Genomic DNA, 21657 nt, shown 5'->3' with positions numbered 1-21657 from the left:
TAGCATTTTTTATAAAAGGTTATAAAAGCAGATGGATAAGAGAGCAAGTATTCAGTGGTTCCCTGGGCATATGAACAAAGCCCGCAACGAAATCAAAGAAATCATGCCGCAGATGGATGTGGTCATCGAGGTCATCGATGCGCGTATCCCCTATAGCAGCGAAAACCCAATGGTCGCAGCCCTACGCGGCGAAAAACCTGTCATCAAAATCTTGAACAAAGCCGATCTTGCCGATCCTGAATTGACTCAAATCTGGATGGATCATCTTGAGCAGCAAAGCCAAGTCAAAGCCATCGCCTGCGATACTGACAAAGCCAATGACGTCAAACGCATCATTGCCATCTGCAAACACCTCGTCCCCAATAAAGCAGGCACTGGTCGTCAAATAAAAGCAATGATTATGGGTATTCCAAACGTGGGAAAATCAACGCTGATCAATACGCTGGCTGGACGCGCGGTGGCAAAAACAGGCGATGAGCCAGCGGTGACCAAGTCGCAGCAGCTGATTAAACTCGACGATGACATCATGCTCTATGACACACCCGGTATGCTATGGCCAAAAGTTGAAAACGAAAACTCTGGCTATCGTCTAGCAGCGACAGGCGGTATTCGTGATACCGCGTTTGATTTCGCTGATGTGGCAAGCTATACCGCTGAGTATTTGATGCACGCCTATCCTGAGCTGCTAAAAACTCGCTATAAAATTGACGAGTTACCCAAGACCGATTGGGAGTTTTTTGAAGTGGCGGGTCGTAATCGCGGCTGTGTGCGTTCGGGCAACCAAGTCGATACCTACCGTATGTCTGAGATTCTCATCAACGAGCTGCGTAGCGCCAAGATCGGGCGTATCACGCTTGAAACACCCGCTATGATTGAGGTAGAAGAAATCGTCGTCGCAGAACAGCGACTCGCTGCTGAAGAAAAGAAAAAAGCGAAAGAGGAAGAAAAGCGGTTACGTCGTCTAAAAACGCGGAAGAATCGGAAGTAAGTTTAGATCAAGGCTCATTACTCAAAAAATAATTGCCTATATAAAAGCCCTTGTGGGCTTTTTTTATGCCTTTATTCTCTGTATAACATAAGTATCGTATGTCAAAAATACAAATATAGAGAATAAGTAATGACAGATTACAACTTAATGAAAGATTTCACATTTGATGAAAGAGATGAGTTTACACGTAAGCCTATTGCCGAAAAAATCATTAAGTTATTAGATTCAGCTATTGATGTGTCACCACTTATTATTGATGGTAAATGGGGGACAGGCAAAACCGAGTTTTGCTTCAAACTTAAAAATCTAATTGAAGCAGATAATACGAATGACTATAAAGTTGGCTATGTAAATGCTTTTCAAGCTGATCATGCCAACGAGCCGCTCTTAACACTTATAGCTGAGGTGGCTAGTTTCTACGATGAAAAAGACGACAAGCGAAAGAATTTTATAAAAAATGCAGTGCCTTACCTAAGGCTTATTTCTGGTATAGGTCTCAAAGCAGGATTAGGATTTGCATTCGGTAGATACGCGGCAGATATTCCTGATGCACTAGCAGATGGAATGGAAGAAATAAAGGATGGGTCAAAATCTCTTATCGACCAGTCACTTGAGTCTATGATTAAAGATCAAGCAGAAGCGGAAAAGAATTTATCGACATTGCGTGATGCTCTATCAGATATTGCTTACACCAACCCTATCATTTTACTCATTGATGAGCTTGATCGCTGCCGACCAGATTTTGCAGTGGCAATGCTTGAAACCATTAAGCATGTTTTTGACGTTGAAAACGTGCAAATTATCCTCGTTACCAATGCGGATCAACTAAAGGCGACTATTAAACATAGCTATGGCAACGAGACCGACTCGAATAGCTATTTATATAAATTTTTTAAGTATCAAATTAACCTACCTACGACTAGTAAAGGTGCGGAGAATCAAGCGATTGACAACAACGACACTTACTTTAGAAAAGTAGTACAAGACAGCAAGGTGATTCCACACACACTTAAAGACAACCAGTTCATCTATGAGATTCCAAAATTTTTAGATCTCGGTGAATTATCACTTCGTAATATCGAACAAGTTGTACGTTGTATTGAAACATTGATTGTTTTTGAAGATAAAGACAAAAGTAAATCTCCCATTGCTGAGGAGATTTTTATGGTCTTTCTATCTTTTGTTTATATGATGGATAAAGAGCTACTAAACCAAATCGTAACAAGACATATAAACTCTACTAAGTTTTCAAATTTTACTAATAGTTCTAGGTTAGATATAAGCCATCCACATTCTAGGTCTGACATTCTTAATGACTTGTCCGTTAAGCATCTTTTCTTGTTCGTATTTGATGGGTATTTTATAAACTCTTTTTTAGATCTGCCAAGTAGTACTATTGAACGACAAACAATGCAAAGGCATATTAAGATTAGTTTAGGCAAATATGATTATGTCAGCGATATACATAATGATGAATATATTAAGCAGGTAATCAATAACCTCTTACTCTTCGACATTATTAAGTAGTTATTTTTATTACATTATTTAATAGCATTACGTTAAAGTTGGGTCGTAGCAAATACGCCTATCAGGTATAATTACCTACCTTCAAAAAACCAAATAATAAAGCCTATGACCCAGCCAACTGCCAATTCTGAATCTTCTAACACGACTTTTAATCACACCACCTCTTCCCTTAACGCCTTCGCCCCGCGCCTCCTAGATTGGTTTGCCGAAAATGGCCGCCATGATTTGCCGTGGCAACAGCACCAGACCGATACGCCCAATCCTTACATCGTGTGGCTATCCGAAGTCATGCTCCAGCAGACGCAAGTGACTACTGTGCTGCCCTACTTTGCGCGGTTTATGGAGACGTTTCCGACCGTGCAAGATTTGGCCGCAGCCGACTGGGATGTGGTTGCTGAGCATTGGGCAGGACTTGGCTACTATGCGCGCGCCCGTAATTTACATAAAGGCGCGAAGCAGCTGGTTGCAGTAATCGAGGAGACGGGCGAGTTCCCGCAAACGCTCGCAGGCTGGGAGGCGATTTCTGGCGTTGGGCCATCGACCGCAGGCGCAATTATGGCGATGGGATTACACCGTTATGGCGTCATCTGCGATGGTAATGTCAAACGAGTGCTGACACGTTGGGCCGCTATCGACGGCGACATCACTAAATCTGCTACCAACAAAGATTTATGGGCATTGGCAGAGCGACTGACACCGACAGAGAACTCAGGACTATTTGCGCAAGCTATGATGGATATGGGCGCAACGTTATGTACGCGTAGCAAACCTGCTTGCCTATTATGCCCGCTACAAGAAGATTGCTTGGCACATGCTGAGGGGCGCGAGACTGATTATCCTGTCAAAGCGAAAAAACAGCCCAAACCGAGTAAGTTTAGTGATGCGTTACTGATAGAAAATATAGACGGTGAGATATTGTGGCTACAACGCCCTGATAACGGTATTTGGGGCGGATTGTGGAGCTTGCCTTTACAGTTCGTAGAAAAAGTTGACGGTAAAACGAACAGTAATGCTACTGTTAAAAAGACGCTAGCTAGCGATGATAAGTCGTCAAATGTGGCAAGTGGCGTGCGCAGTAATGAGAAAGTCTATGAGACAGAATTTACCACGGCTGAGCAAATTGTCCATGAATGGCTGATAACAAATGAATTGGTGACCGAATCCGTCAGTAAGTCATTGCTCGATGACGCGCCTATTAAGCACTCATTGACGCATTTCCACTGGTATTTGACCCCGCGCAAACTCACTGTCGATACTGCGAAAATGCTAGAACTCAACGAGAAATTAGCAGCAGCCGAGATTGATTTTAAATGGCTCACCGAACAAACAGCGCAAGACAATCTAGGGTTGCCTCGTGCGATGGAAAAAGTTATTGAGCGTTAAATAGTTCTATCCAAAGATATTTTATATCTATATATGGAAGTCATCTATGAGCAAGCCTAAAAAGATTAAAGACAATCCGTCGTTTGTTAAAGTAACAAATCAAATAAAAGGTATAGAAGCTCTATACAAGATTTCTCCACTTTTAAAAGTATTCTCTCCAAAGATCAGTAAAGCCTTTGAGAGCTTCCCTGAAATTAAAGAGCAATCTAAAATCTTTGAAATACCTGATAATTTTAACGAGCGATTTTCAGAATTGGGCTGGGTTGCTTATGAATCGATGAGCTTAGAAGTTATGAAGGAAGCTATTGCTAAATATGATACCGAAGGCGTAAAAGTCGCTGAGCAGTTTCTTACTGATTCGTATGATGCCGATTGTCTAAAATATGGGATACTTAGGTTTCAAGGTAATCAAGAATTTCGACGTCGTATCCGCCTTATTGAACTTGCAAAAGAAGATTACTTAGCAAAACGCTATCATGCCTGTATTCCTCTACTACTTAGCTTACTTGATGGTATCGTGAATGATATCTCAAAGCATGTAGGTTTTTTTGCCGATTCAGCAGATATGACAGTGTGGGACTCTATGGCTGCTCATGAGACAGGATTACAAGTAGTAGCGTCTTTATTTACTAAAAGCAGAAGTAAAACTAATGAAGAAGCTCTTACTATTCCTTATCGACATGGAATTCTACACGGTAGAGAGTTAGCTTTTGATAACAAGTTAGTAGCAGCTAAGGTATGGGCAGCATTGTTTGCAACTAAAGATTGGGCAGACGCACGAATAAGTGAGAAAAACTCTGAACCAGAAGAAGAAAAGAGCTGGAGAAAAGTTTTAAAAAGCTTTTCAGACACCCAACGACAAAAAAAGCTAATAGAAAACTGGACACCACGTTCAAGCGAGAATATCACTTATCTTCCTTTTGTAGGTAAAGCAGAAGAGTTACCTTTAAACACTCCAGAGCGAGCCGTAGCCGAATTCATCGAAAACTGGATAACTAGGAGGTATGGGTTACTATCAGAATCGCTTGTATATTTTGTTGATAAGCCTAAAGGAAAAAAAGCAGGGTTAGCCAAAAAGGATTTTGGAAATCACACACCTTTATCATATAAGCTAATTTCTATCGAAGATAGAGCAGCAGCCATAACCCTTGTAACAGTTGAATTAAAGTTTGAAGACAACAATCAAAGGATTAGTAAAATAGTTAATGTATCCACTAATTATCTAGATAGCGAAAATAATGTCCGAGTAAGAACAGAAGATAATGGTCAGTGGAAGATCATGCAAAACTCTTTTACAAGTATCTTATACGCCTTTCACCTTCAATAGAGAAATAATAAATCTGTCTTAATGTTTACAATAAAGACAGATTTATTATTCAAAAAGAGAGCTAAGACTTAAGACTTTGGTACACGCAAGCGCATCAAGCCTTCTTGTTGCACGGTGGCAACCAGTTTGCCATCTTGCCAGAACTGCCCATGGTTTAGCCCTTTTGCATTGGACGTGGTATCACTCCACATGTCATAGAGCAGCCAATCATTCAAATCAAATTCACGGTGGAAGTGCATAGAGTGATCGATACTGGCCGCTTGCAACCCACTGGTCATAAAGCTCACGCCATGTGACATCAGGCCTGTACCAACCAAGTAAAAATCAGACGAAAATGCCAATAGCGCTTGCTGAATAGCCACTGGCTGATTGCCAAGCTTGTGGATGCGTAGCCAGTTGGCTTGCTTGGGTTTCATCGGTTCTGGATTGATCGGATTGCGCGGTTTGACAGGCTTTATCTCGACATGACGGCGACGCATAAACCGTGCTTTGAGTGCGTCTGGTACTTTGCCCACGTACTCTTCTTTTAAATCTTGCTCGGTCAATAGATCTTCTGGCGGCGGATAGACAGGCATGTCTTCTTGATACGCAAGGCCGTCCTCCATGGGAGAAAACGACGCAATCATCGAAAATATTACTTGCTCAATCGGTGGCTTACCGCGTACTTCTTTGTATTGAATAGCCGTCACTTCACGCGCAGATAAACTGCGACCATCACGCAGACGGCGCACTTGATAGATTACTGGTTGATTGATATCGCCGCCACGCAAAAAATATCCATGCAAAGAGTGACAAGGCTTGTCTTGATCTAAGGTGTGCGCTGCTGCCATAATCGCTTGGGCCAATACTTGCCCACCAAATATACGACTACCCACATAGTCATGACTCTTGCCCTCAAATACATCGGGCGTAACCTCAATAAGCGCGATCGTAGCCAGCAGCTCATCAATCAGTTGTGAATTATCGGACATGACGGTAGGTTTCCTTATTTTTATCAAACACGCCCAGCATCCAAAAGTAAGCATCTCACAATATCGATGCCATATAGCCGCTGCGCTTGAATTTAAAATAATATGAGATCGCTTGCTAATATACACAAGAGAGACTTTAGAATAAATATACAGCCGTAGCCAATAGGACTACCGATGCATATTTATTTTAGGTAGAAAAGGTGAACATCTTAACCAATATTGTTGGCTTTGACTAGCTACTGTCGGCTTACTCGTAAGTATTGCTTAACGATTTGCGATAAAAAATCGCATCTACTTTACTCGTCCAAGCGATCTCATTCATAAAAAAACGAGATGCTTACTAACATCTCGTTTCTACCAACTTTCTCAGTGCTTACGGCTTCACCGCCACCAGTACGCGTATAGAGTCTGGCACTAGCGATAAGTTGCCAAGTGCTTGCTCCCCTTGGGCTTTGAGCTGCTCTAAGCGTTCAACCTCTTCAGGACGTACATTTGGATTGATGGTCTGCAAGTGCTTGAGACGTTTGATCTCACGTGACCACTGCTGGCTAAAGCGTGCACTTGCTTGTTCACCAATCTCCACGATTTGCTCGCGTGCGATGTCTTCGGCTTCATAATAACGCTGCTCTATCACATCACCGCGCACTTTAATCACCTGACGAGCACGGTTTTTATCCAAGCGCTCAACATGCGGCATGATCATATCAGCACTGATACGAGCCGACAAATCACTGCCCTGCTCACTGATAAAGACACGAATATTTTGCGTGGTCAAGGTCGCTGGCAGATTGAGCACTTTTGGCGCGATGGCTTCGACACGGAAGTTTACTTCTAGCAGTACCATCCCTTGCGGCACAGCGGCACTTTTCAGCATAGCCACTGTCGTATTCCCAAAGGTGCTGGTACTGGCCAACTCATAGATAGCGCGCATCAATGGATGCTCATGCGTGATGAAATCGATATCTTCACGCTGAAGCGCTTGCTCACGCTCAAAAGTCAACGTCATACCGTCTTCATCGCCGAGCGGCAAGCCATCGATATAGTCACTGATCTCAGTGCTATCGATCGGTGCGATGACCCACGAGCCATCACGCTGGATATTATGATCGATATTGGCAGAGGCAAAGAAGCGCTCAATGAAATGCGGCAACAAATTATTGCCATCAAAGTCACGCATGGCATCCGCAATACGTCCAGCGACACGCGGACGACACGAGTTGTACTCTAGCAGACGATCACGGCCCGCTTGTAGCTGCGCCTCTAGGCCCAAACGTGTCTGTAGCGCCTCATCAATGATGTCTTGTAGGATAGCATTGTTATCCGCAGTATCCGCGCCTTCAAGTACAGGCTTGAGCTCTTGGATATACTGCTCTTGCACGCTTTGTGCCGTTGGTGATATTTGGTTAAACATATTCAGCGCATCGTTATACCAATGGTATAGACGCTCTTGCGCTGTGCCCTGTACATAAGGCACATGCAGCATGATCTGCTGTGTCTGACCGATACGGTCTAGGCGACCGATACGCTGCTCCAAGGTATCTGGATTGGCCGGTAAGTCCCAGAGTATCAGCTGGCTTGCAAACTGGAAGTTACGACCTTCAGAGCCAATCTCTGAGCATAATAATATTTGTGCGCCTTCGCTATCCGCGAAAAATGCTGCTGCTTGGTCACGCTCAAGCAAAGTCATCTGCTCAGTAAAGATAGCAGTTTTGATGCCTGCATGCAGACGCAATACCGCCTCTAAACTCTCGACCGTTGCCCCACTACGAGCGATTAGCAGTACTTTTTGTTGCTTAAGCTCGCCGCGTAAGATATCAACCAACCAAGAGACGCGTGGATCATCTTCTAGCCAGCCGCCATCAGGTTGGTTTTCTTCACCCCATAGCTGCTCACGCAATTTGCCATTGGTTTGATAGCTGTCTTTCCATGCGTCAGGGAGTGGCAGTGGGTGCGGCTGACTGCTACGGCCATAGAACCCTTTGACACTCTCACGCGTATTGCGGAACAAAATACGACCGGTACCGTGACGATCTAATAGCTCGTTGAGTGCATAGGTGCGCAGTTTGTCGTCTTCATTGATCGTGGACAGCTCATCCATACTGATGTCTAATAAATTGCTCAGCGCAGCGATTTGACCGTTATTGAGCGGCTTATCCTCTATCAACACACCAGCGACTGCTGCCGTCTCTGCAAAGGCTTCTTGACCATCGATGAACTCATCCAAATCATCAAAACGATCTGGATCAAGCAGACGCAAACGAGCAAAGTGACTTTGCGCGCCAAGCTGCTCTGGCGTTGCTGTCAGTAGCATCACGCCTGGCGTCTCTTCTGCAAAGTCTGCCACCAGATCATATTTATCATTGCCGCCTTGCGCTTCATCCCAATGTAGATGATGCGCCTCATCAACGACCAATAGATCAAATCCTGCATCCATCGCTTGATCATACAAATCTGGATGGTCAATCAATAAATCCATACCCGCGATGATGCACTGCTCAGTGGCAAAGACGTTTTGCTCAGGATCATGTTCTTTGATCGCAGCTGTGCGCACCAAATCAAACAATGCAAAGTTTAGATTAAAGCGGCGGCGCAGCTCAATCATCCACTGATACTGCAAGCTGTCTGGCACCAAAATCAAAACACGCTCAGCTTTACCCGTTAGCAGCTGCTGATGGATAATCATGCCCGCTTCAATGGTTTTACCAAGACCCACTTCATCAGCCAATAGCACACGCGGCGCGATACGCTTACCGACTTCGTGTGCGATATAGAGCTGATGCTCGATGATATCGACACGTGCGCCCATCAACCCTTTGAGTGGATGGCCTGCCAACGCTGATTGCATACGTAAGATATCTTGGCGCAGCTCGTACCAATCACCACGCTCAATACGACCAGCAAGCAAACGCTCAAGCGGCTTGGCTAGGGTAATGTTAGCCGCAAGGCGGGTTTCCATGATACCGCGCTCATGCTCATCGACGCCGTATTTGAGTACGCCCATGACTTCATCGACGGCATTGACCGTATAGCTTTTGCCATCTTGGTCATAGATAGTATCGCCAACCTTAAACACCACGCGCGATAATGGCGCAGAGTTTTTTGCGTAGACGCGCGTCTCTTCACTTTGTGGAAATAAAATATGCACACATCGATCATCGACATCGATAACCACACCTAAGCCAAGCTCAGACTCCGTATCAGATAAATAACGTTGGCCAACGGCGAATTCAGTACTGTGCAATGAAGCAATAGAGATAGTCATAAGGCGATGTCTTTTGTACTCAGATAATTAAAAATTAGATAGCAATGGTGGCTTGGGATAGCAGTCAGGTAAAAAACGATGCAAATCGTCAATAGATGCAAACGTAGTGTCATAACCTGAGCGAAACCGACAGCCAAGCCGTACCATTATATAACGTTAGCGGCTAGATGAGTGCGTTAAGTTCAATTTTCAAGAGGCGGCTTATGATACCCATGACTTTATAAGGTCTATGGGCCCAATCATGCTAAGTAAATCCACTCATGATATAAATTACTTTGTTTTTAAACGCTTATCACTAATGAGCTAATATTTAATGGATTCGTTTTTGACTAAAAACCCCAACGTGCTACATTAAGTCGATAACGATTCATTTGACAACTATTTCTATCTATAGGACAACAATAAATAAGGAATCATGATGCAAGCCGTTTTTTTGGATAAAGGCACTTTTTCTGATGGTATTGACTTACCCGCACCAGCAGGCGTAAGCGATTACGTCACTTATAACGACACGCCAAAAGACACAGACCTCATCATTGAGCGCTGTAAAGATGCCGATATTATCATCACTAATAAAGTGCAAATTGGTGCGGAGGTCATCGCTGGTCTACCTAAGCTAAAATTGATTCAACTGACCGCCACTGGCATGAATAACGTCGATCAAGCCGCTTGCGATAAGCATGGCGTAGCACTTTATAATGTCGCAGGCTACGCGGTCAAAAGCGTGCCTGAGCATACCTTTATGCTGATGCTAACCGCCATGCGTGCCGGTATTCATTATCACCAAAAAGTCGCTGATGGCACATGGCTAGCAAATGGGAATTTTTGTCTGCTGGATATTCCGCTGATAGATCTGGAAGATAAGACGCTAGGTATCATTGGTATTGGCACCATTGGCAAGCGTGTAACCGAAATCGCGCGCGCATTTGGTATGACAGTTCTATGGGCCGAGCATCAAGGGCGCACGCCTCGCAGCGATGACTATACGGCATTTGATGAGGTATTAGCTCGTGCAGATGTGATAAGCCTGCACTGTCCATTGAATGAGCAAACCGAGCACCTTATTAACAAAGACACGTTAGCAAAGATGAGCAAACAACCACTCATCGTCAACGTTGCTCGTGGCGGTGTCGTCGACAGCCAAGCATTGACCGATGCGATCAATAACGAGCAAATCATCGGTTATGCCAGTGACGTGTTCGAACAAGAACCCATCGCTGATAATGACCCACTACTCAGTCTCAGCGACCATCCGCGCGTCATATTTAGTCCTCACAATGCCTGGGGCAGCAAAAGCGCCCAAGAGACCTTATGGCAGATATTAAGCAAGCAAGTGGCTGATTTTATCGATAACCCGCAAACAACTAACGACTAAACCGCAACCAGTCGTCTTTTATTTTGCGGTATTTGAGCATCACACGGTCACTAAGATAGTTATTAGTCACGTACCACGGGTAGCGATCGCCTTGCTTGGGTAGTCTGTCTTTGGCACGTCTAACATATCCAGACGATAGCGAGCCCATCACCGTATCTGCTTGAGCATGTGCGGTAGCGTTCGCCGTCTGTGCCTGTGGCAGCGCGACTTGGTAGCGGTTTTTGTGCATATAACTCAGTAGCCGAACCAAATACTGACATGCCAAATCAATTTTTAGCGTCCACGAAGCATTGGTGTAACCAAACAAAGCCGCCATATTAGGTACGCCTTCGATCATGACTGCTTTATAAGTCATACGCGTGCCGATATCAATAGCCTGCCCGTCGACATATACCACTGACCCGCCTAACATTTGCAGCTTTAACCCCGTTGCTGTGACGATGATATCAGCCTCAAGATGCTCGCCTGATTGCAGCATGATACCTGTCTTGGTGAAGCGGTCTATCTGATCGGTCACCACTGCTGCACGCTCGCCGTGCAAAGACTTAAATAAATCACTGTCTGGTACAGCGCATACGCGTTGATCCCAAGGATTGTAATCGGGCATAAAGTGCTCGATATCAACGCCGCTACCTTTTAACTCTTTTGTCACGCCGCCTTTTAGGACGACTTTCATCAGCTTCGGCGCGTGAGTAGCTAATTTATACAGCCCTTGCTGCCGCAACACGTTGCGCGCGCGTAGTACTGTATAGGCCTGCTCTTTTGATAAAGGAGAAAACTTGCCCGATAGCCAGTCGATAGCATGATCATCGCCCGGTACGCTTGCCACATAAGTGGGCGTCCGCTGTAGCATCGTGACATGACGCGCACATTGCTCACTGTCTTCATCCACTAACGCCGGTAATAGCGTCATTGCGGTAGCACCGCTACCAATAATGATGATTTTTTTATCATCATAGTCTAGATTATTCCAGTGCTGTGGATGGACGATACGACCACGGAAATCGTCTTCTCCATCAAAATGAGGTCGATAGCCTTGCTCATAGTCGTAGTAGCCCGTAGCACCGACGATAAACTTTGCGGTTTTGACGAAAACTTCGCCGCTGGCATAATTTTTTATGGTTACTGTCCATAACTGATTAATACTCGACCATGATATTTTCTGAACTTCATGCTCATAGCGAATATGCTCAGTAATACCAAACTCGCGCGCCGTATCAGCGATATAACGCTTAATATCGCCACCTGCTGCCAGCATTCTATAATCTAGCCACGGCCTAAAGTTATAGCCAAAGGTCAAGGCATCAGAATCAGAGCGAATGCCAGGATAGGTAAATAAATCCCAAGTCCCGCCCAGATCAGCACGTTTTTCTAATACGACAAAGCGCTGCGAGCTTCTTTTCTTGTTAACTGGTTTGTTCTGCCTTTGTTTTTTTGCACCTTTATGACCAAACAAGCTTTTATGCTGTAGTTGCTGTAAGCGGCAGGCCATACCGATACCAGCAATACCTGCACCAATGATCAGCACTTCATAATCTACTGGCATGTTTGATGAGGATTTTTTCAGTTTTAAACGATCTTTAATCGCCTGTTTGGCAGAAGTCATATCAAGCATATTCATCATCCTTGTAGTGGCATACATCCTTGCCTTGCCTGATTTTGTTGAGCAATAACGTTTATATAGCCTATCAATTTTAAAAGAGTACAATTCTACTGGGATGAATTTTTTGAAACCTCTGTCACGCTTGCGAACAGCCAGTGAGAAAAATTTATACCAGTAGAACATCATAGCTGTATGTGCCACTTCTGTTCTGGATTGACTATTACTAACAACCTAAACCTACGAGTACTTATATCATGCTAAAAAGGGCACGGACTTTCCCAATCCATCCATGCGCCAAGCGTGGGATGTTTGAGGCGTAATTGCTGGGCGTGGAGATTGAGCCTTGGTGCAATTTCTAAAGCAACGCCTTCAGCATAAATAGGATCACCAATCATCACGTGACCTGCATGCACCATATGTACGCGTAGCTGATGACTACGACCTGTCACTGGTTTTAGCATCACTCGAGTGACGGTTTGACCATTGCATTGTTCATGGGCTATCACTTCATACAGTGTTAATGCATGCTTTGACCAGTCGTGATCGACGATATGACGCGGTTTGGTAGTCGGCTCATAGCGTACTGGCACGGATATTTTGCCCGTTGCGCCGACTTGCTCCCACGCGCCAAAGACGCGCGCTTGGTATTTTTTTTGTGGTAGACGTTCAATAAATTGCTTACTGATATTGGTTTGGGCAGCGGCATTTTTTGCAAAAATAATCAGACCTGAGGTATCCATATCCAGTCGATGAATCAGTTTTACCGCTGGATTGGCACGCTCAAGCCGAGCAAGCAGACTCACTTTGAGAGTCTTGCCATCGACGCTTAGCAGCCCTGCCGGTTTATCAACTACCCAAATATCATCGTCTTCGTAAACGGTAATCTCTTGCGCAAAATCCTTGAAAAATTCAAGCGGATAGGCATTTTCTTGCGCGTTAAGGGCATCGACTTCTTCATCAGTAAAAGGCATAACAGTAACTACTTATATAAATTGAATGAAATACGTGGATTTTTGACTGCTGGTGTACTTGGTACAATGGCGGATTTTTTATGAAACTCAAAATAGGCAAGTTCAATACCGCAAACGACCACCGAAGAGCTATTGAAATAATGCGTCAGAGCATTTTTTAGCAGAGCGCTGGTGTTAAGTAACAGAGAAAACCGAACCTGTGTCATTCTGTTTCGATTTATTGTGCTAATCGTAATTGTTAAACAATTTAACCAGCCTGAATCTGTCAAGACTGAGCAAACATGTTAATATAATGGCACATTTTCACCATTTCTAAACGATTCTTTGACCACTGACCAGCTTATTATTAGACCAATATGACTGCTTACTCGTGGTGACAGAATAAATAAAACAAGAGAGATAAAATTATGTCAGACCTTATTGTTAATACTACCGACACAAACTTTGACCAAGACGTTCTAGAATCAGATGTGCCTGTATTGGTAGATTTTTGGGCAACTTGGTGTGGTCCTTGTAAAGCGATTGCGCCTATTTTAGAAGATTTAGCGACTGAGTACCAAGGTAAAGTTAAGATCGTTAAAGTTGACGTGGATAGCAACCCACAAGCAGCGAGCCGTTTTGGTATCCGTAACATCCCAACGCTATTTGTCTTTAAAGATGGCGAAAAAGTTGACTCAGTCATGGGCCTACAGCCAAAAGCTGAACTAGCCAAAGTATTAGACAAGCATTTATAAGCTGAATCTACTCGTTTCAGATGACTTTAAATGGACGAGATAGACTCATCAAGAAAGCCATTATCTGACTATGATAGTGGCTTTTTTGCTTGTTTTTTGTGCAAAAAACTTGATTATATGACTTTTTTGGCAAAATTTATTGACAACGCTATTGTGAAGACCGTATAGTCTGCTGACAAGAGAAAACCAACTGTTTTCCTAGTATCTTGTCGCTATTCTCCTCGTGTTTATCAACAAAAACACAATCGTCATTATAAACACCATTGCTGAACAAAATGACTAAACGCAATTACTGATATTGGGTTTTTGACGCAGACTCTTATGTAGCCTTTTTTATCCTTATTTCTTATTACCTTGCATTCCATGATTGCAGTGCGTACATAAGCAGACATGCAAAACCACAACTACATAAAATACAGCGCTGTGCTCACACCTATATCATCATATTACCGTTATTTTAATCACTGTCGTGATTTGTGCTGCTAATGGCATCTCTCATCTGATCAATTGCTAATGACCTATCTATGAATCTTACTGAATTAAAGAAAAAATCAATCGCTGAGCTATTGGCTATCGCCAAGGAAATGGGTCTTGATAATATGGCGCGTAGCCGTAAACAAGACATTATCTTTGCTATCCTAAAAACCCATGCGCGGAACGGTGAAGCTATCTATGGTGATGGCGTACTTGAGGTTCTTCCTGATGGTTTTGGATTTTTGCGCTCATCAGAAGGCTCATATCTAGCTGGTCCTGATGATATCTATGTCAGCCCTAGCCAAATTCGCCGCTTTAGCCTAAAAACTGGTGACAGTATCGCTGGTACGATTCGCCCACCAAAAGATTCTGAGCGTTATTTTGCGTTATTGAAAGTCGGCGAGATTAACTTTGATACGCCAGATCGCTCACGTCATAAGCTTATCTTTGAGAACCTAACGCCGCTATTCCCAACCGAGCATTTAAAACTTGAGCTTGGTAACGGAACCACTGAGGACTTGACTGGTCGTATCATCGATCTAATCGCTCCGATTGGTAAAGGTCAGCGCTCTATCATCGTCGCCCCGCCAAAAGCGGGTAAAACGATGCTGCTACAGACCATCGCTCAGTCAATTACCCGTAATAACCCTGAATGCTATCTAATCGTCCTATTGATTGATGAGCGTCCAGAAGAAGTCACCGAGATGGTACGTACGGTACGCGGTGAAGTGGTTGCCTCTACCTTTGATGAGCCGCCACAGCGTCACGTACAAGTGGCTGAAATGGTGATCGAAAAAGCCAAACGTTTGGTTGAACATAAACAAGACGTGGTTATTTTGCTTGATTCAATCACTCGTCTGGCTCGTGCTTATAACACGGTTATCCCATCATCAGGCAAAGTACTAACTGGTGGTTTGGATGCCAATGCGTTAGAGCGTCCAAAGCGTTTCTTTGGTGCTGCACGTAATGTCGAAGAAGGCGGTAGTTTGACCATTATTGCCAGTGCATTGATCGATACTGGTAGTAAAATGGATAGCGTTATCTTTGAAGAATTCAAAGGAACGGGTAACCAAGAAATTACGCTTGAGCGTGACTTGGCCGAAAAACGTGTTTTCCCTGCGATTAATATCAAAAAATCTGGTACACGCCGCGAAGAGCGCCTGCTTGATGAAGACAAGCTGCGTAAAGTCTGGATCTTGCGTAAGTTGCTGCAACCGATGGATGGTGTTCAAGCCACTGAGTTCTTGTTGGATCGTCTAAAAGAAGCGAAAACCAATGATGAGTTCTTTGAGCAGATGAAGCGCAAATCACAGAATTAATTTGCGAGCATTGTTCTACAATTATTTATATTAAGACTGCCAATAGGTGGTCTTTTTTATTTCCGATTGCCAAAATACTCGCCTACCTATTTTTGAGCTAAGTACCTCATATAAGCAAGTACCTGCTTGATGATACAGTCTGGAAACATCAATTACATGTTGTTTGCAAAGTTTAGCGCTTTTACTACGACTATATAGTCAGCAACCGACTATTATGACAGATAGTAGGAATACATTTGAAACTACCATGGACATTGTTTTTTAAAGGTCTTACATTTTAAATTTGATGGATAAATAGGTGATAATATGAAATTTGCTAAAACGATCGCAATGACAGCAATTACGAGCTCAGCACTAATCATGACTGGTTGTAATTCATATGGTGGCGGTATGAGCAATACTGCTAAAGGTGCTACTGCTGGCGCTGCTGCTGGTGCTCTTATCAGAAGCAAAGGCGATAGCAAAGACATCGCTCGTGGCGCATTAGCTGGTGCAGCTATCGGCGGCGCTGGTGGTTACATTCTTGATAATAACTAAATCCTTCTATCTGATATCTCTTCATTATTAAATTGAGTGATATCAACCAGAGGATAAAAAAAAGCCTGCAATTGATTGCAGGCTTTTTTATGTCAACTTTTTGCGTGGTTATTATTGTACTGATAACCCATAGGCGGAGTTGTCAAAAGTAAATCACTTTTAAAGCGCGCCACTACTTTTAAAGCGCGCCACTAAACGTATCGCAAGATTGTACATTACCACTCTCTAGGCCACGAGTGAACCATTCAACACGCTGCTGACTGGTACCGTGAGTAAAGTTATCAGGCGCGACCGCTCTCCCACTCGCCTGTGCCAATCGATCATCACCGATCTGACCGGCAGCATTGATAGCCTCATCAATATCGCCCGCTTCTAAAAACTGTACACGCTCTTGATTACGCTGTGCCCAAACGCCAGCAAAGCAGTCTGCCTGTAGCTCTTGTAACACTGATAACTTATTGGATTGTGCTTGGGTGACTTGCTGACGGGCTTCGTTGACCTGCTGACTAATCCCCAATAGCGTTTGAACGTGGTGTCCAACCTCATGTGCGATAACATAAGCCTGCGCGAAATCGCCCGCTTTGCCTTGGTTTTCTTGACTACCTGATCCTTGCTGATCACCTGAAATACCGAGGTTTTGACGCATCTCCACAAAGAAGGACGTATCTAAATAAACCGTCTGATCCCCTGGGCAGTAAAACGGACCTGTTGCCGCGCTAGCACCACCACAAGCTGAATTCACTTGACTATTGAACAGAATCAATGAAGGCTCTTTATAAGTACTACCCGCTTCGTTAAATATCTGATGCCAGACCTCTTCGGTATCCGCCAGCACAACTTTGACAAACTGGGTATCTCGATCATCGCTTATCGCAGGCTCGCTAGAAGTTCCATTACTACCTCCACCAGCGATTACCTGACCTGTTTGCAGCGCAGTCATGGGATTTACCCCAAATACCAGCCATAAAATACCTGCGATAATGATACCGCCGATACCACCACCTATCATTTTCCCGCCGCCCGTACTGGAGCGTACGTTAGAACTGCCTCGTCTGCCTTGCCATTTCATAGTTTGTTCCTCAAATATACGATATATACCTGTTCGTATCAGTCATTATTTATTTTGTACCGCTCCTAGCCAGATCCTTCAAATCAATATTTTAGCCAGCTACATTTCACTCAATTATCGTAAAAGTAAGCGGTCTAAAAGTACTTTCTCATAAGGTCAATCATTATTGACTCCTAATATCTCAATAATCGGCGTGTTTACTTCTATTTTGCTCGATGAAACATGATGAATACTAAAAATCATGCTAATAAATGGACACCAAGAGTTCTCTGCAATAGGCTGATGTCATTGATTATACGTCGATTAATTTGGTTTGTTGTATTAAAAATACTATCGAACAGCTGAAGTAAAATATTATTTTAAATATTATTGTTACTTAATTGTACAACCCTATTTCCATTTTCATATAAAACATATAGAATGCGTGGAAGCTGAGTAGCTGTGACTAAGACTAGTTGAATTCTGAGAAATCTCGGAATTCGACCTTTGTTGCTGCTACTGCTCATTTCATTTTCCGGAGAAAACCTTATGAAACTTAAATTACTTGCTCTAGCTGGTATCATGACTGCAACTATGGGCCTAACTGCCTGTGACAGCAACAAAGAAAACGCTGCTGAAGATTTATCTGACGCGCAAGAAGAAGTGCAAGACGCACAAGAAGAACTAGCTGAAGGCACTGCTGACGGCGAAGCGATTCCTGCTGATGCTGACGCTGCTGTTGCTGACGCTGAAGCGAACATCGCTGATGCACAAGTTGCAACTGCTACTGACGAAATGGACGCTGAAGTTCCTGTAGACGGTACTACTACTAGCGTTGACGTAGCTAGCGAAACTGATACTGCTGCTGTTGACGCTTCTGACGAAGTTGTTGTTGAAGAGCCAGCTCAGTAATTTATTGTTCATACAATAAATAAACGGTAATAAAAAAAAGAGAGCCTATGCTCTCTTTTTTTATGCCTGCAATTTATGACAGCTAGTTACCCGTAACCATACTTGGTACTCATTGGCTATATAAGATACATGCAGCGCAATATATGAAAAATCGTAATCGCAGTCATGTGCAAACACATATCAATAGTTTTACAAGGCTATAGCGAAAATAAGCAGGCTTTCATACTCAATAACGCATTAAGTATCGAATAAACGCTCATCAACTTTCTGACGAAATTTTTGTCCCGTTTTGAACGTAACCACGCGGCGCGCGGATACTGCGACAGGCTCCCCTGTTTTAGGGTTACGACCTGGACGGCTGTTCTTGTCTTTAAGCTCAAAGTTGCCAAAGCCTGAAAGCTTGACCTCTTTGCCATCAATCAAACTATCTGACAGCTCATCAAAAAAGTTCTCCACCAGACAGCGACCTTCTTGGCGTGTCAGATTTAGATGACTCATTAAGTGCTCAATCATGTCAGATTTGGTTAAGGTGCTCACAGTACGACTCCTATGCTATGTCGTGATGTCGAATATCATGGTTTAGCGGTATGAAGGTTAAGTCTAATTATTATAAAGGTTTTTTGAGCAGTTTTTAATAAACTATGCATTAAAATCCTTTATTAATAATGACTTAACTTATTCTACAAGTAAAAGGGTTATAAATAATAGTTTTTACGAATAGCAATGCTCCATAACCTAATCGTTGAAAAGGCTATGGAGCATTGGATATAACTAAATGTCAGCTGTCACGTAGCTGGACTGAGTGTTGATCTACTAATGCTTGGACAACCTTATCAGTGGCAGCTTTCACTGCTTCATCAGACAAGGTTTGTGTACTGTCTTGCCATATGAGCGCAAACGCCAATGAACGTTGACCTGTTGGCATGTTATCACCTTGATACACATCAAATAGCCATAAATCCGTTAGCAAAGTCCCTGCCGCAGAGCGTATTGTCGTCTCTAACGTCTGCATACTGATATCACTGTCTACTAAAATAGCAATATCACGGCGTACCTGCGGAAATTTACTCGGCGTGGTAATTGTGTGCTGCTCACGAGCCAGCGTCAATAGCGGTGCCAATGACAATTGAGCGACCCATGTTGTCGGCAGATCTAACTGCTTAGCAGTATTTGGATGTAGCTGACCCAACCAACCAACATATATATCATCGATATATAACTCAGCGCTTTGTCCTGGATGGAGGAAGCTCAGCGCACTACGCTCATAGCGAATACGGGCGCTATCAAGCTGCGCTGGTAATAATTGTTCAATGTCATGTTTTAGATCATAAAAGTCTAGCGCACGATTTTGATACGCTTGCTCGCTCCATACATCACCCACTGCTACCACAGCAATGCTTGGGGTTTGTACCAAATCACTGATACTTTGTCCAACAAAGCTAAGACCCGTCTCAAAGAAACGTACGCGTGGCTGCTGACGATTCAAGTTATATTGCACGCAAGGCAGTAGGCTCGATAGCAAGGTACGACGCATGACCGCCAAATCACTAGAGATAGGGTTTGCCAGTGCCAACACCTCCCCTAACGCTTCATCATCAAGCAATGCTTCTAATTTTGCATCACTAAAACTAAAGCTAATCGCTTCCATATAACCGTTATCGACCAGTGCTAGCTTCATCCCATGAGTCAAATCTGCAGTATCGTCATAATCCATGCTAACTTGCAAATGTGGCAGGACGCTTGGAATATTGTCATAGCCATAGATACGGGCAATTTCTTCGATGAGATCTTCTCGGATACTCATGTCGAAGCGATAAGACGGTGGCTTACAAATTAGTGCGTCGTTTTGCTGCTCTACCTCAAAACCTAATTGAGTTAAGATACGCACCATCTCTGATGGATCGATATCAATACCAATAACATCACGTACTTTCGCGATTGGCAATGTGATCGGAGCACGTGCTGGTAAACTCTCAAGGTTTTCGGCCGTGACTATTTGACTCGCTTCGCCGCCCGTGATGGTTGTGATCAAATCACAAGCGCGTGCCAAGGCCAGCTGTGGCAATTCAAAATCAACCCCACGCTCAAAACGCTGTGATGCATCAGTATGCAATCCAAAACGGCGTGCGCGCGCAGCGATAGCCAGTTGATTAAAGAAAGCACTTTCTACCACGATATTGGTCGTACTATCAGTGACACTACTACGCTGACCACCCATGATACCAGCCAGTGCCAAGGCACCTTTGTCGTCAGCAATCACAAGCTCATCACCGGTTAGCGTAACCGTTTGCTCGTTGAGCAAAATAATGGTTTCGTCAGGCTGTGCTAAACGCACAACAATATCACCTTCGATGGTATCAGCATCAAAAGCATGTAGCGGCTGACCCAATTCCATCAACACATAATTGGTCACATCGACCAAGAAGCCATGCGAGCGTAGACCTGATTGAACTAGCGCGTCTTGCATCCATTTTGGGGTGTTGATACTGCGATCGATATTGCTAATAGATTGTAATAGGTAGCGAGGACATGCTTCGATGGCATCAACCGTTACAGCGGGCGTTGCCCCATTATCAGAAGCAACTACATTGTCAGGAATTTCTGGCATTTGCACAGACAAATCATTGATGACTGATATCTCACGAGCGATACCGCGAACGCTAAAACAATCACCGCGATTTGGGGTGATAGAAATATCCAATATTTGATTATCTAGACCTAAATATTCACGGATATCGGTACCAATTGGTGCGTCTTCAGGCAGTTCAAGCAAGCCATCTATATCATCGACCAAATCAATTTCAGAGGCGCCGCATAGCATACCGTTTGAGGTAACGCCGCGTAGTTTACTTTCCTTAATCTTGAACCCTTTTTTGTCATCACTGGGTAAAACCGCACCGACGGTGGCAACAGGCGCTTTCATACCGACGGTCACATTGGGCGCACCGCAGACAATTTGTAGCGGCTCAGCGTCGCCAATATTTACCTGCGTGACTCGTAATTTATCTGCATCAGGATGCTGCTCAACGCTCACGACTTCACCGATGACCACACCACTAAACTCACGGGCAACCGCATAACGATCATCAATCTCAAGCCCTGCCATGGTCAGCTGTTCGGCCAACTGTTCGCTGGTATTTTGGGGGTTTACCCATTGACGTAGCCACTGTTCGCTAATTTTCATAAATATCTCGGATCAGAATTTTATAATAAAGATGTTGGAGTA

The 21657-nt window shown here is 43.8% G+C and carries 16 protein-coding genes; 9 read left to right on the top strand and 7 right to left on the bottom strand.

Features of this window, described 5'->3' with window-relative positions:
- The first annotated feature begins 31 nt into the window (after nucleotides 1-31).
- The 4 genes from ylqF to ACTXGK_RS16660 all read left to right on the top strand — a co-directional run bounded on the left by ylqF (nucleotide 32) and on the right by ACTXGK_RS16660 (nucleotide 5225).
- Nucleotides 32-988, top strand: a complete 957-nt coding sequence (ylqF, locus tag ACTXGK_RS16675) for a ribosome biogenesis GTPase YlqF (RefSeq protein WP_443517274.1) — start codon at nucleotides 32-34, stop codon at nucleotides 986-988.
- 129 nt (nucleotides 989-1117) lie between these two features.
- A complete protein-coding gene (locus ACTXGK_RS16670) occupies nucleotides 1118-2515 on the top strand; it encodes a KAP family P-loop NTPase fold protein (protein ID WP_443517276.1) in 1398 nt (465 codons plus the stop codon).
- 105 nt (nucleotides 2516-2620) lie between these two features.
- Complete coding sequence (mutY, locus tag ACTXGK_RS16665) at nucleotides 2621-3898, top strand: A/G-specific adenine glycosylase (protein ID WP_443517278.1); 1278 nt, start codon at nucleotides 2621-2623, stop codon at nucleotides 3896-3898.
- A gap of 46 nt (nucleotides 3899-3944) precedes the next feature.
- A complete protein-coding gene (locus tag ACTXGK_RS16660) occupies nucleotides 3945-5225 on the top strand; it encodes a hypothetical protein (RefSeq protein ID WP_443517280.1) in 1281 nt (426 codons plus the stop codon).
- A gap of 68 nt (nucleotides 5226-5293) precedes the next feature.
- Here ACTXGK_RS16660 and ACTXGK_RS16655 read toward each other — a convergent pair whose 3' ends face one another.
- Nucleotides 5294-6196 carry an acyl-CoA thioesterase gene (locus ACTXGK_RS16655; RefSeq protein ID WP_075106420.1) on the bottom strand — a complete coding sequence of 301 codons (903 nt, stop codon included), beginning with the start codon at nucleotides 6194-6196 and terminating at the stop codon, nucleotides 5294-5296.
- 373 nt (nucleotides 6197-6569) lie between these two features.
- Nucleotides 6570-9458, bottom strand: coding sequence for an RNA polymerase-associated protein RapA (gene rapA / locus ACTXGK_RS16650; protein WP_443517282.1), 2889 nt, complete (start codon nucleotides 9456-9458; stop codon nucleotides 6570-6572).
- Between the two features lie 418 nt (nucleotides 9459-9876).
- Here rapA and ACTXGK_RS16645 point away from each other — a divergent pair, with 418 nt between their 5' ends.
- Nucleotides 9877-10833 carry an NAD(P)-dependent oxidoreductase gene (locus ACTXGK_RS16645; protein WP_443517406.1) on the top strand — a complete coding sequence of 319 codons (957 nt, stop codon included), beginning with the start codon at nucleotides 9877-9879 and terminating at the stop codon, nucleotides 10831-10833.
- Here the strand turns inward: ACTXGK_RS16645 and ACTXGK_RS16640 are convergent.
- Nucleotides 10823-12379 carry a flavin-containing monooxygenase gene (locus ACTXGK_RS16640; RefSeq protein WP_443517407.1) on the bottom strand — a complete coding sequence of 519 codons (1557 nt, stop codon included), beginning with the start codon at nucleotides 12377-12379 and terminating at the stop codon, nucleotides 10823-10825. The two genes, ACTXGK_RS16645 and ACTXGK_RS16640, sit on opposite strands and share 11 nt — an antisense overlap.
- A gap of 314 nt (nucleotides 12380-12693) precedes the next feature.
- On the bottom strand, nucleotides 12694-13407 hold the full coding sequence (locus ACTXGK_RS16635) for an RluA family pseudouridine synthase (RefSeq protein ID WP_443517284.1): 714 nt from the start codon (nucleotides 13405-13407) through the stop codon (nucleotides 12694-12696).
- A 407-nt stretch (nucleotides 13408-13814) separates the two neighbouring features.
- Here ACTXGK_RS16635 and trxA point away from each other — a divergent pair, with 407 nt between their 5' ends.
- From trxA to ACTXGK_RS16620, 3 genes are all read left to right on the top strand, one after another.
- On the top strand, nucleotides 13815-14141 hold the full coding sequence (gene trxA, locus ACTXGK_RS16630) for a thioredoxin (protein ID WP_201600264.1): 327 nt from the start codon (nucleotides 13815-13817) through the stop codon (nucleotides 14139-14141).
- 524 nt (nucleotides 14142-14665) lie between these two features.
- Nucleotides 14666-15934 (top strand): transcription termination factor Rho, encoded by a 1269-nt coding sequence (gene rho, locus ACTXGK_RS16625; protein WP_055125334.1) that lies wholly within the window; start codon nucleotides 14666-14668, stop codon nucleotides 15932-15934.
- Nucleotides 15935-16240: 306 nt separating this feature from the next.
- Nucleotides 16241-16471: a YMGG-like glycine zipper-containing protein gene (locus tag ACTXGK_RS16620; protein ID WP_201600262.1), complete on the top strand. Its 231-nt coding sequence runs from the start codon at nucleotides 16241-16243 to the stop codon at nucleotides 16469-16471.
- 178 nt (nucleotides 16472-16649) lie between these two features.
- On the opposite strand, the gene ypfJ is transcribed toward ACTXGK_RS16620, so the two are convergent.
- Nucleotides 16650-17540 carry a KPN_02809 family neutral zinc metallopeptidase gene (gene ypfJ / locus ACTXGK_RS16615; RefSeq protein WP_443517285.1) on the bottom strand — a complete coding sequence of 297 codons (891 nt, stop codon included), beginning with the start codon at nucleotides 17538-17540 and terminating at the stop codon, nucleotides 16650-16652.
- A gap of 528 nt (nucleotides 17541-18068) precedes the next feature.
- Here ypfJ and ACTXGK_RS16610 point away from each other — a divergent pair.
- Nucleotides 18069-18431 carry a hypothetical protein gene (locus ACTXGK_RS16610; protein ID WP_443517287.1) on the top strand — a complete coding sequence of 121 codons (363 nt, stop codon included), beginning with the start codon at nucleotides 18069-18071 and terminating at the stop codon, nucleotides 18429-18431.
- A 237-nt stretch (nucleotides 18432-18668) separates the two neighbouring features.
- Here ACTXGK_RS16610 and ACTXGK_RS16605 read toward each other — a convergent pair whose 3' ends face one another.
- Both ACTXGK_RS16605 and pheT read right to left on the bottom strand, forming a co-directional pair.
- Nucleotides 18669-18968: an integration host factor subunit alpha gene (locus tag ACTXGK_RS16605; protein WP_058023539.1), complete on the bottom strand. Its 300-nt coding sequence runs from the start codon at nucleotides 18966-18968 to the stop codon at nucleotides 18669-18671.
- A gap of 241 nt (nucleotides 18969-19209) precedes the next feature.
- The gene (gene pheT, locus ACTXGK_RS16600; RefSeq protein WP_443517289.1) at nucleotides 19210-21615 is read right to left on the bottom strand and encodes a phenylalanine--tRNA ligase subunit beta; all 2406 of its coding nucleotides are present in this window, start codon (nucleotides 21613-21615) and stop codon (nucleotides 19210-19212) included.
- Nucleotides 21616-21657 lie beyond the last annotated feature (42 nt).

The sequence above is a fragment of the Psychrobacter sp. T6-5 genome, assembly GCF_052258485.2.
GTDB lineage: Bacteria > Pseudomonadota > Gammaproteobacteria > Pseudomonadales > Moraxellaceae > Psychrobacter.
Note: the sequence above shows the minus strand (reverse complement) of the source record. Positions and strands in the feature narration are given on the sequence as shown.

Bases quoted from the DNA above. Each gene is read 5' to 3' on its own strand.
- ylqF (WP_443517274.1), top strand. From the start codon at position 32: ATGGATAAGAGAGCAAGTATTCAGTGGTTCCCTGGGCATATGAACAAA.
- ACTXGK_RS16670 (WP_443517276.1), top strand. From the start codon at position 1,118: ATGACAGATTACAACTTAATGAAAGATTTCACATTTGATGAAAGAGAT.
- mutY (WP_443517278.1), top strand. From the start codon at position 2,621: ATGACCCAGCCAACTGCCAATTCTGAATCTTCTAACACGACTTTTAAT.
- ACTXGK_RS16660 (WP_443517280.1), top strand. From the start codon at position 3,945: ATGAGCAAGCCTAAAAAGATTAAAGACAATCCGTCGTTTGTTAAAGTA.
- ACTXGK_RS16655 (WP_075106420.1), bottom strand. From the start codon at position 6,196: ATGTCCGATAATTCACAACTGATTGATGAGCTGCTGGCTACGATCGCG.
- rapA (WP_443517282.1), bottom strand. From the start codon at position 9,458: ATGACTATCTCTATTGCTTCATTGCACAGTACTGAATTCGCCGTTGGC.
- ACTXGK_RS16645 (WP_443517406.1), top strand. From the start codon at position 9,877: ATGCAAGCCGTTTTTTTGGATAAAGGCACTTTTTCTGATGGTATTGAC.
- ACTXGK_RS16640 (WP_443517407.1), bottom strand. From the start codon at position 12,379: ATGCCAGTAGATTATGAAGTGCTGATCATTGGTGCAGGTATTGCTGGT.
- ACTXGK_RS16635 (WP_443517284.1), bottom strand. From the start codon at position 13,407: ATGCCTTTTACTGATGAAGAAGTCGATGCCCTTAACGCGCAAGAAAAT.
- trxA (WP_201600264.1), top strand. From the start codon at position 13,815: ATGTCAGACCTTATTGTTAATACTACCGACACAAACTTTGACCAAGAC.
- rho (WP_055125334.1), top strand. From the start codon at position 14,666: ATGAATCTTACTGAATTAAAGAAAAAATCAATCGCTGAGCTATTGGCT.
- ACTXGK_RS16620 (WP_201600262.1), top strand. From the start codon at position 16,241: ATGAAATTTGCTAAAACGATCGCAATGACAGCAATTACGAGCTCAGCA.
- ypfJ (WP_443517285.1), bottom strand. From the start codon at position 17,540: ATGAAATGGCAAGGCAGACGAGGCAGTTCTAACGTACGCTCCAGTACG.
- ACTXGK_RS16610 (WP_443517287.1), top strand. From the start codon at position 18,069: ATGAAACTTAAATTACTTGCTCTAGCTGGTATCATGACTGCAACTATG.
- pheT (WP_443517289.1), bottom strand. From the start codon at position 21,615: ATGAAAATTAGCGAACAGTGGCTACGTCAATGGGTAAACCCCCAAAAT.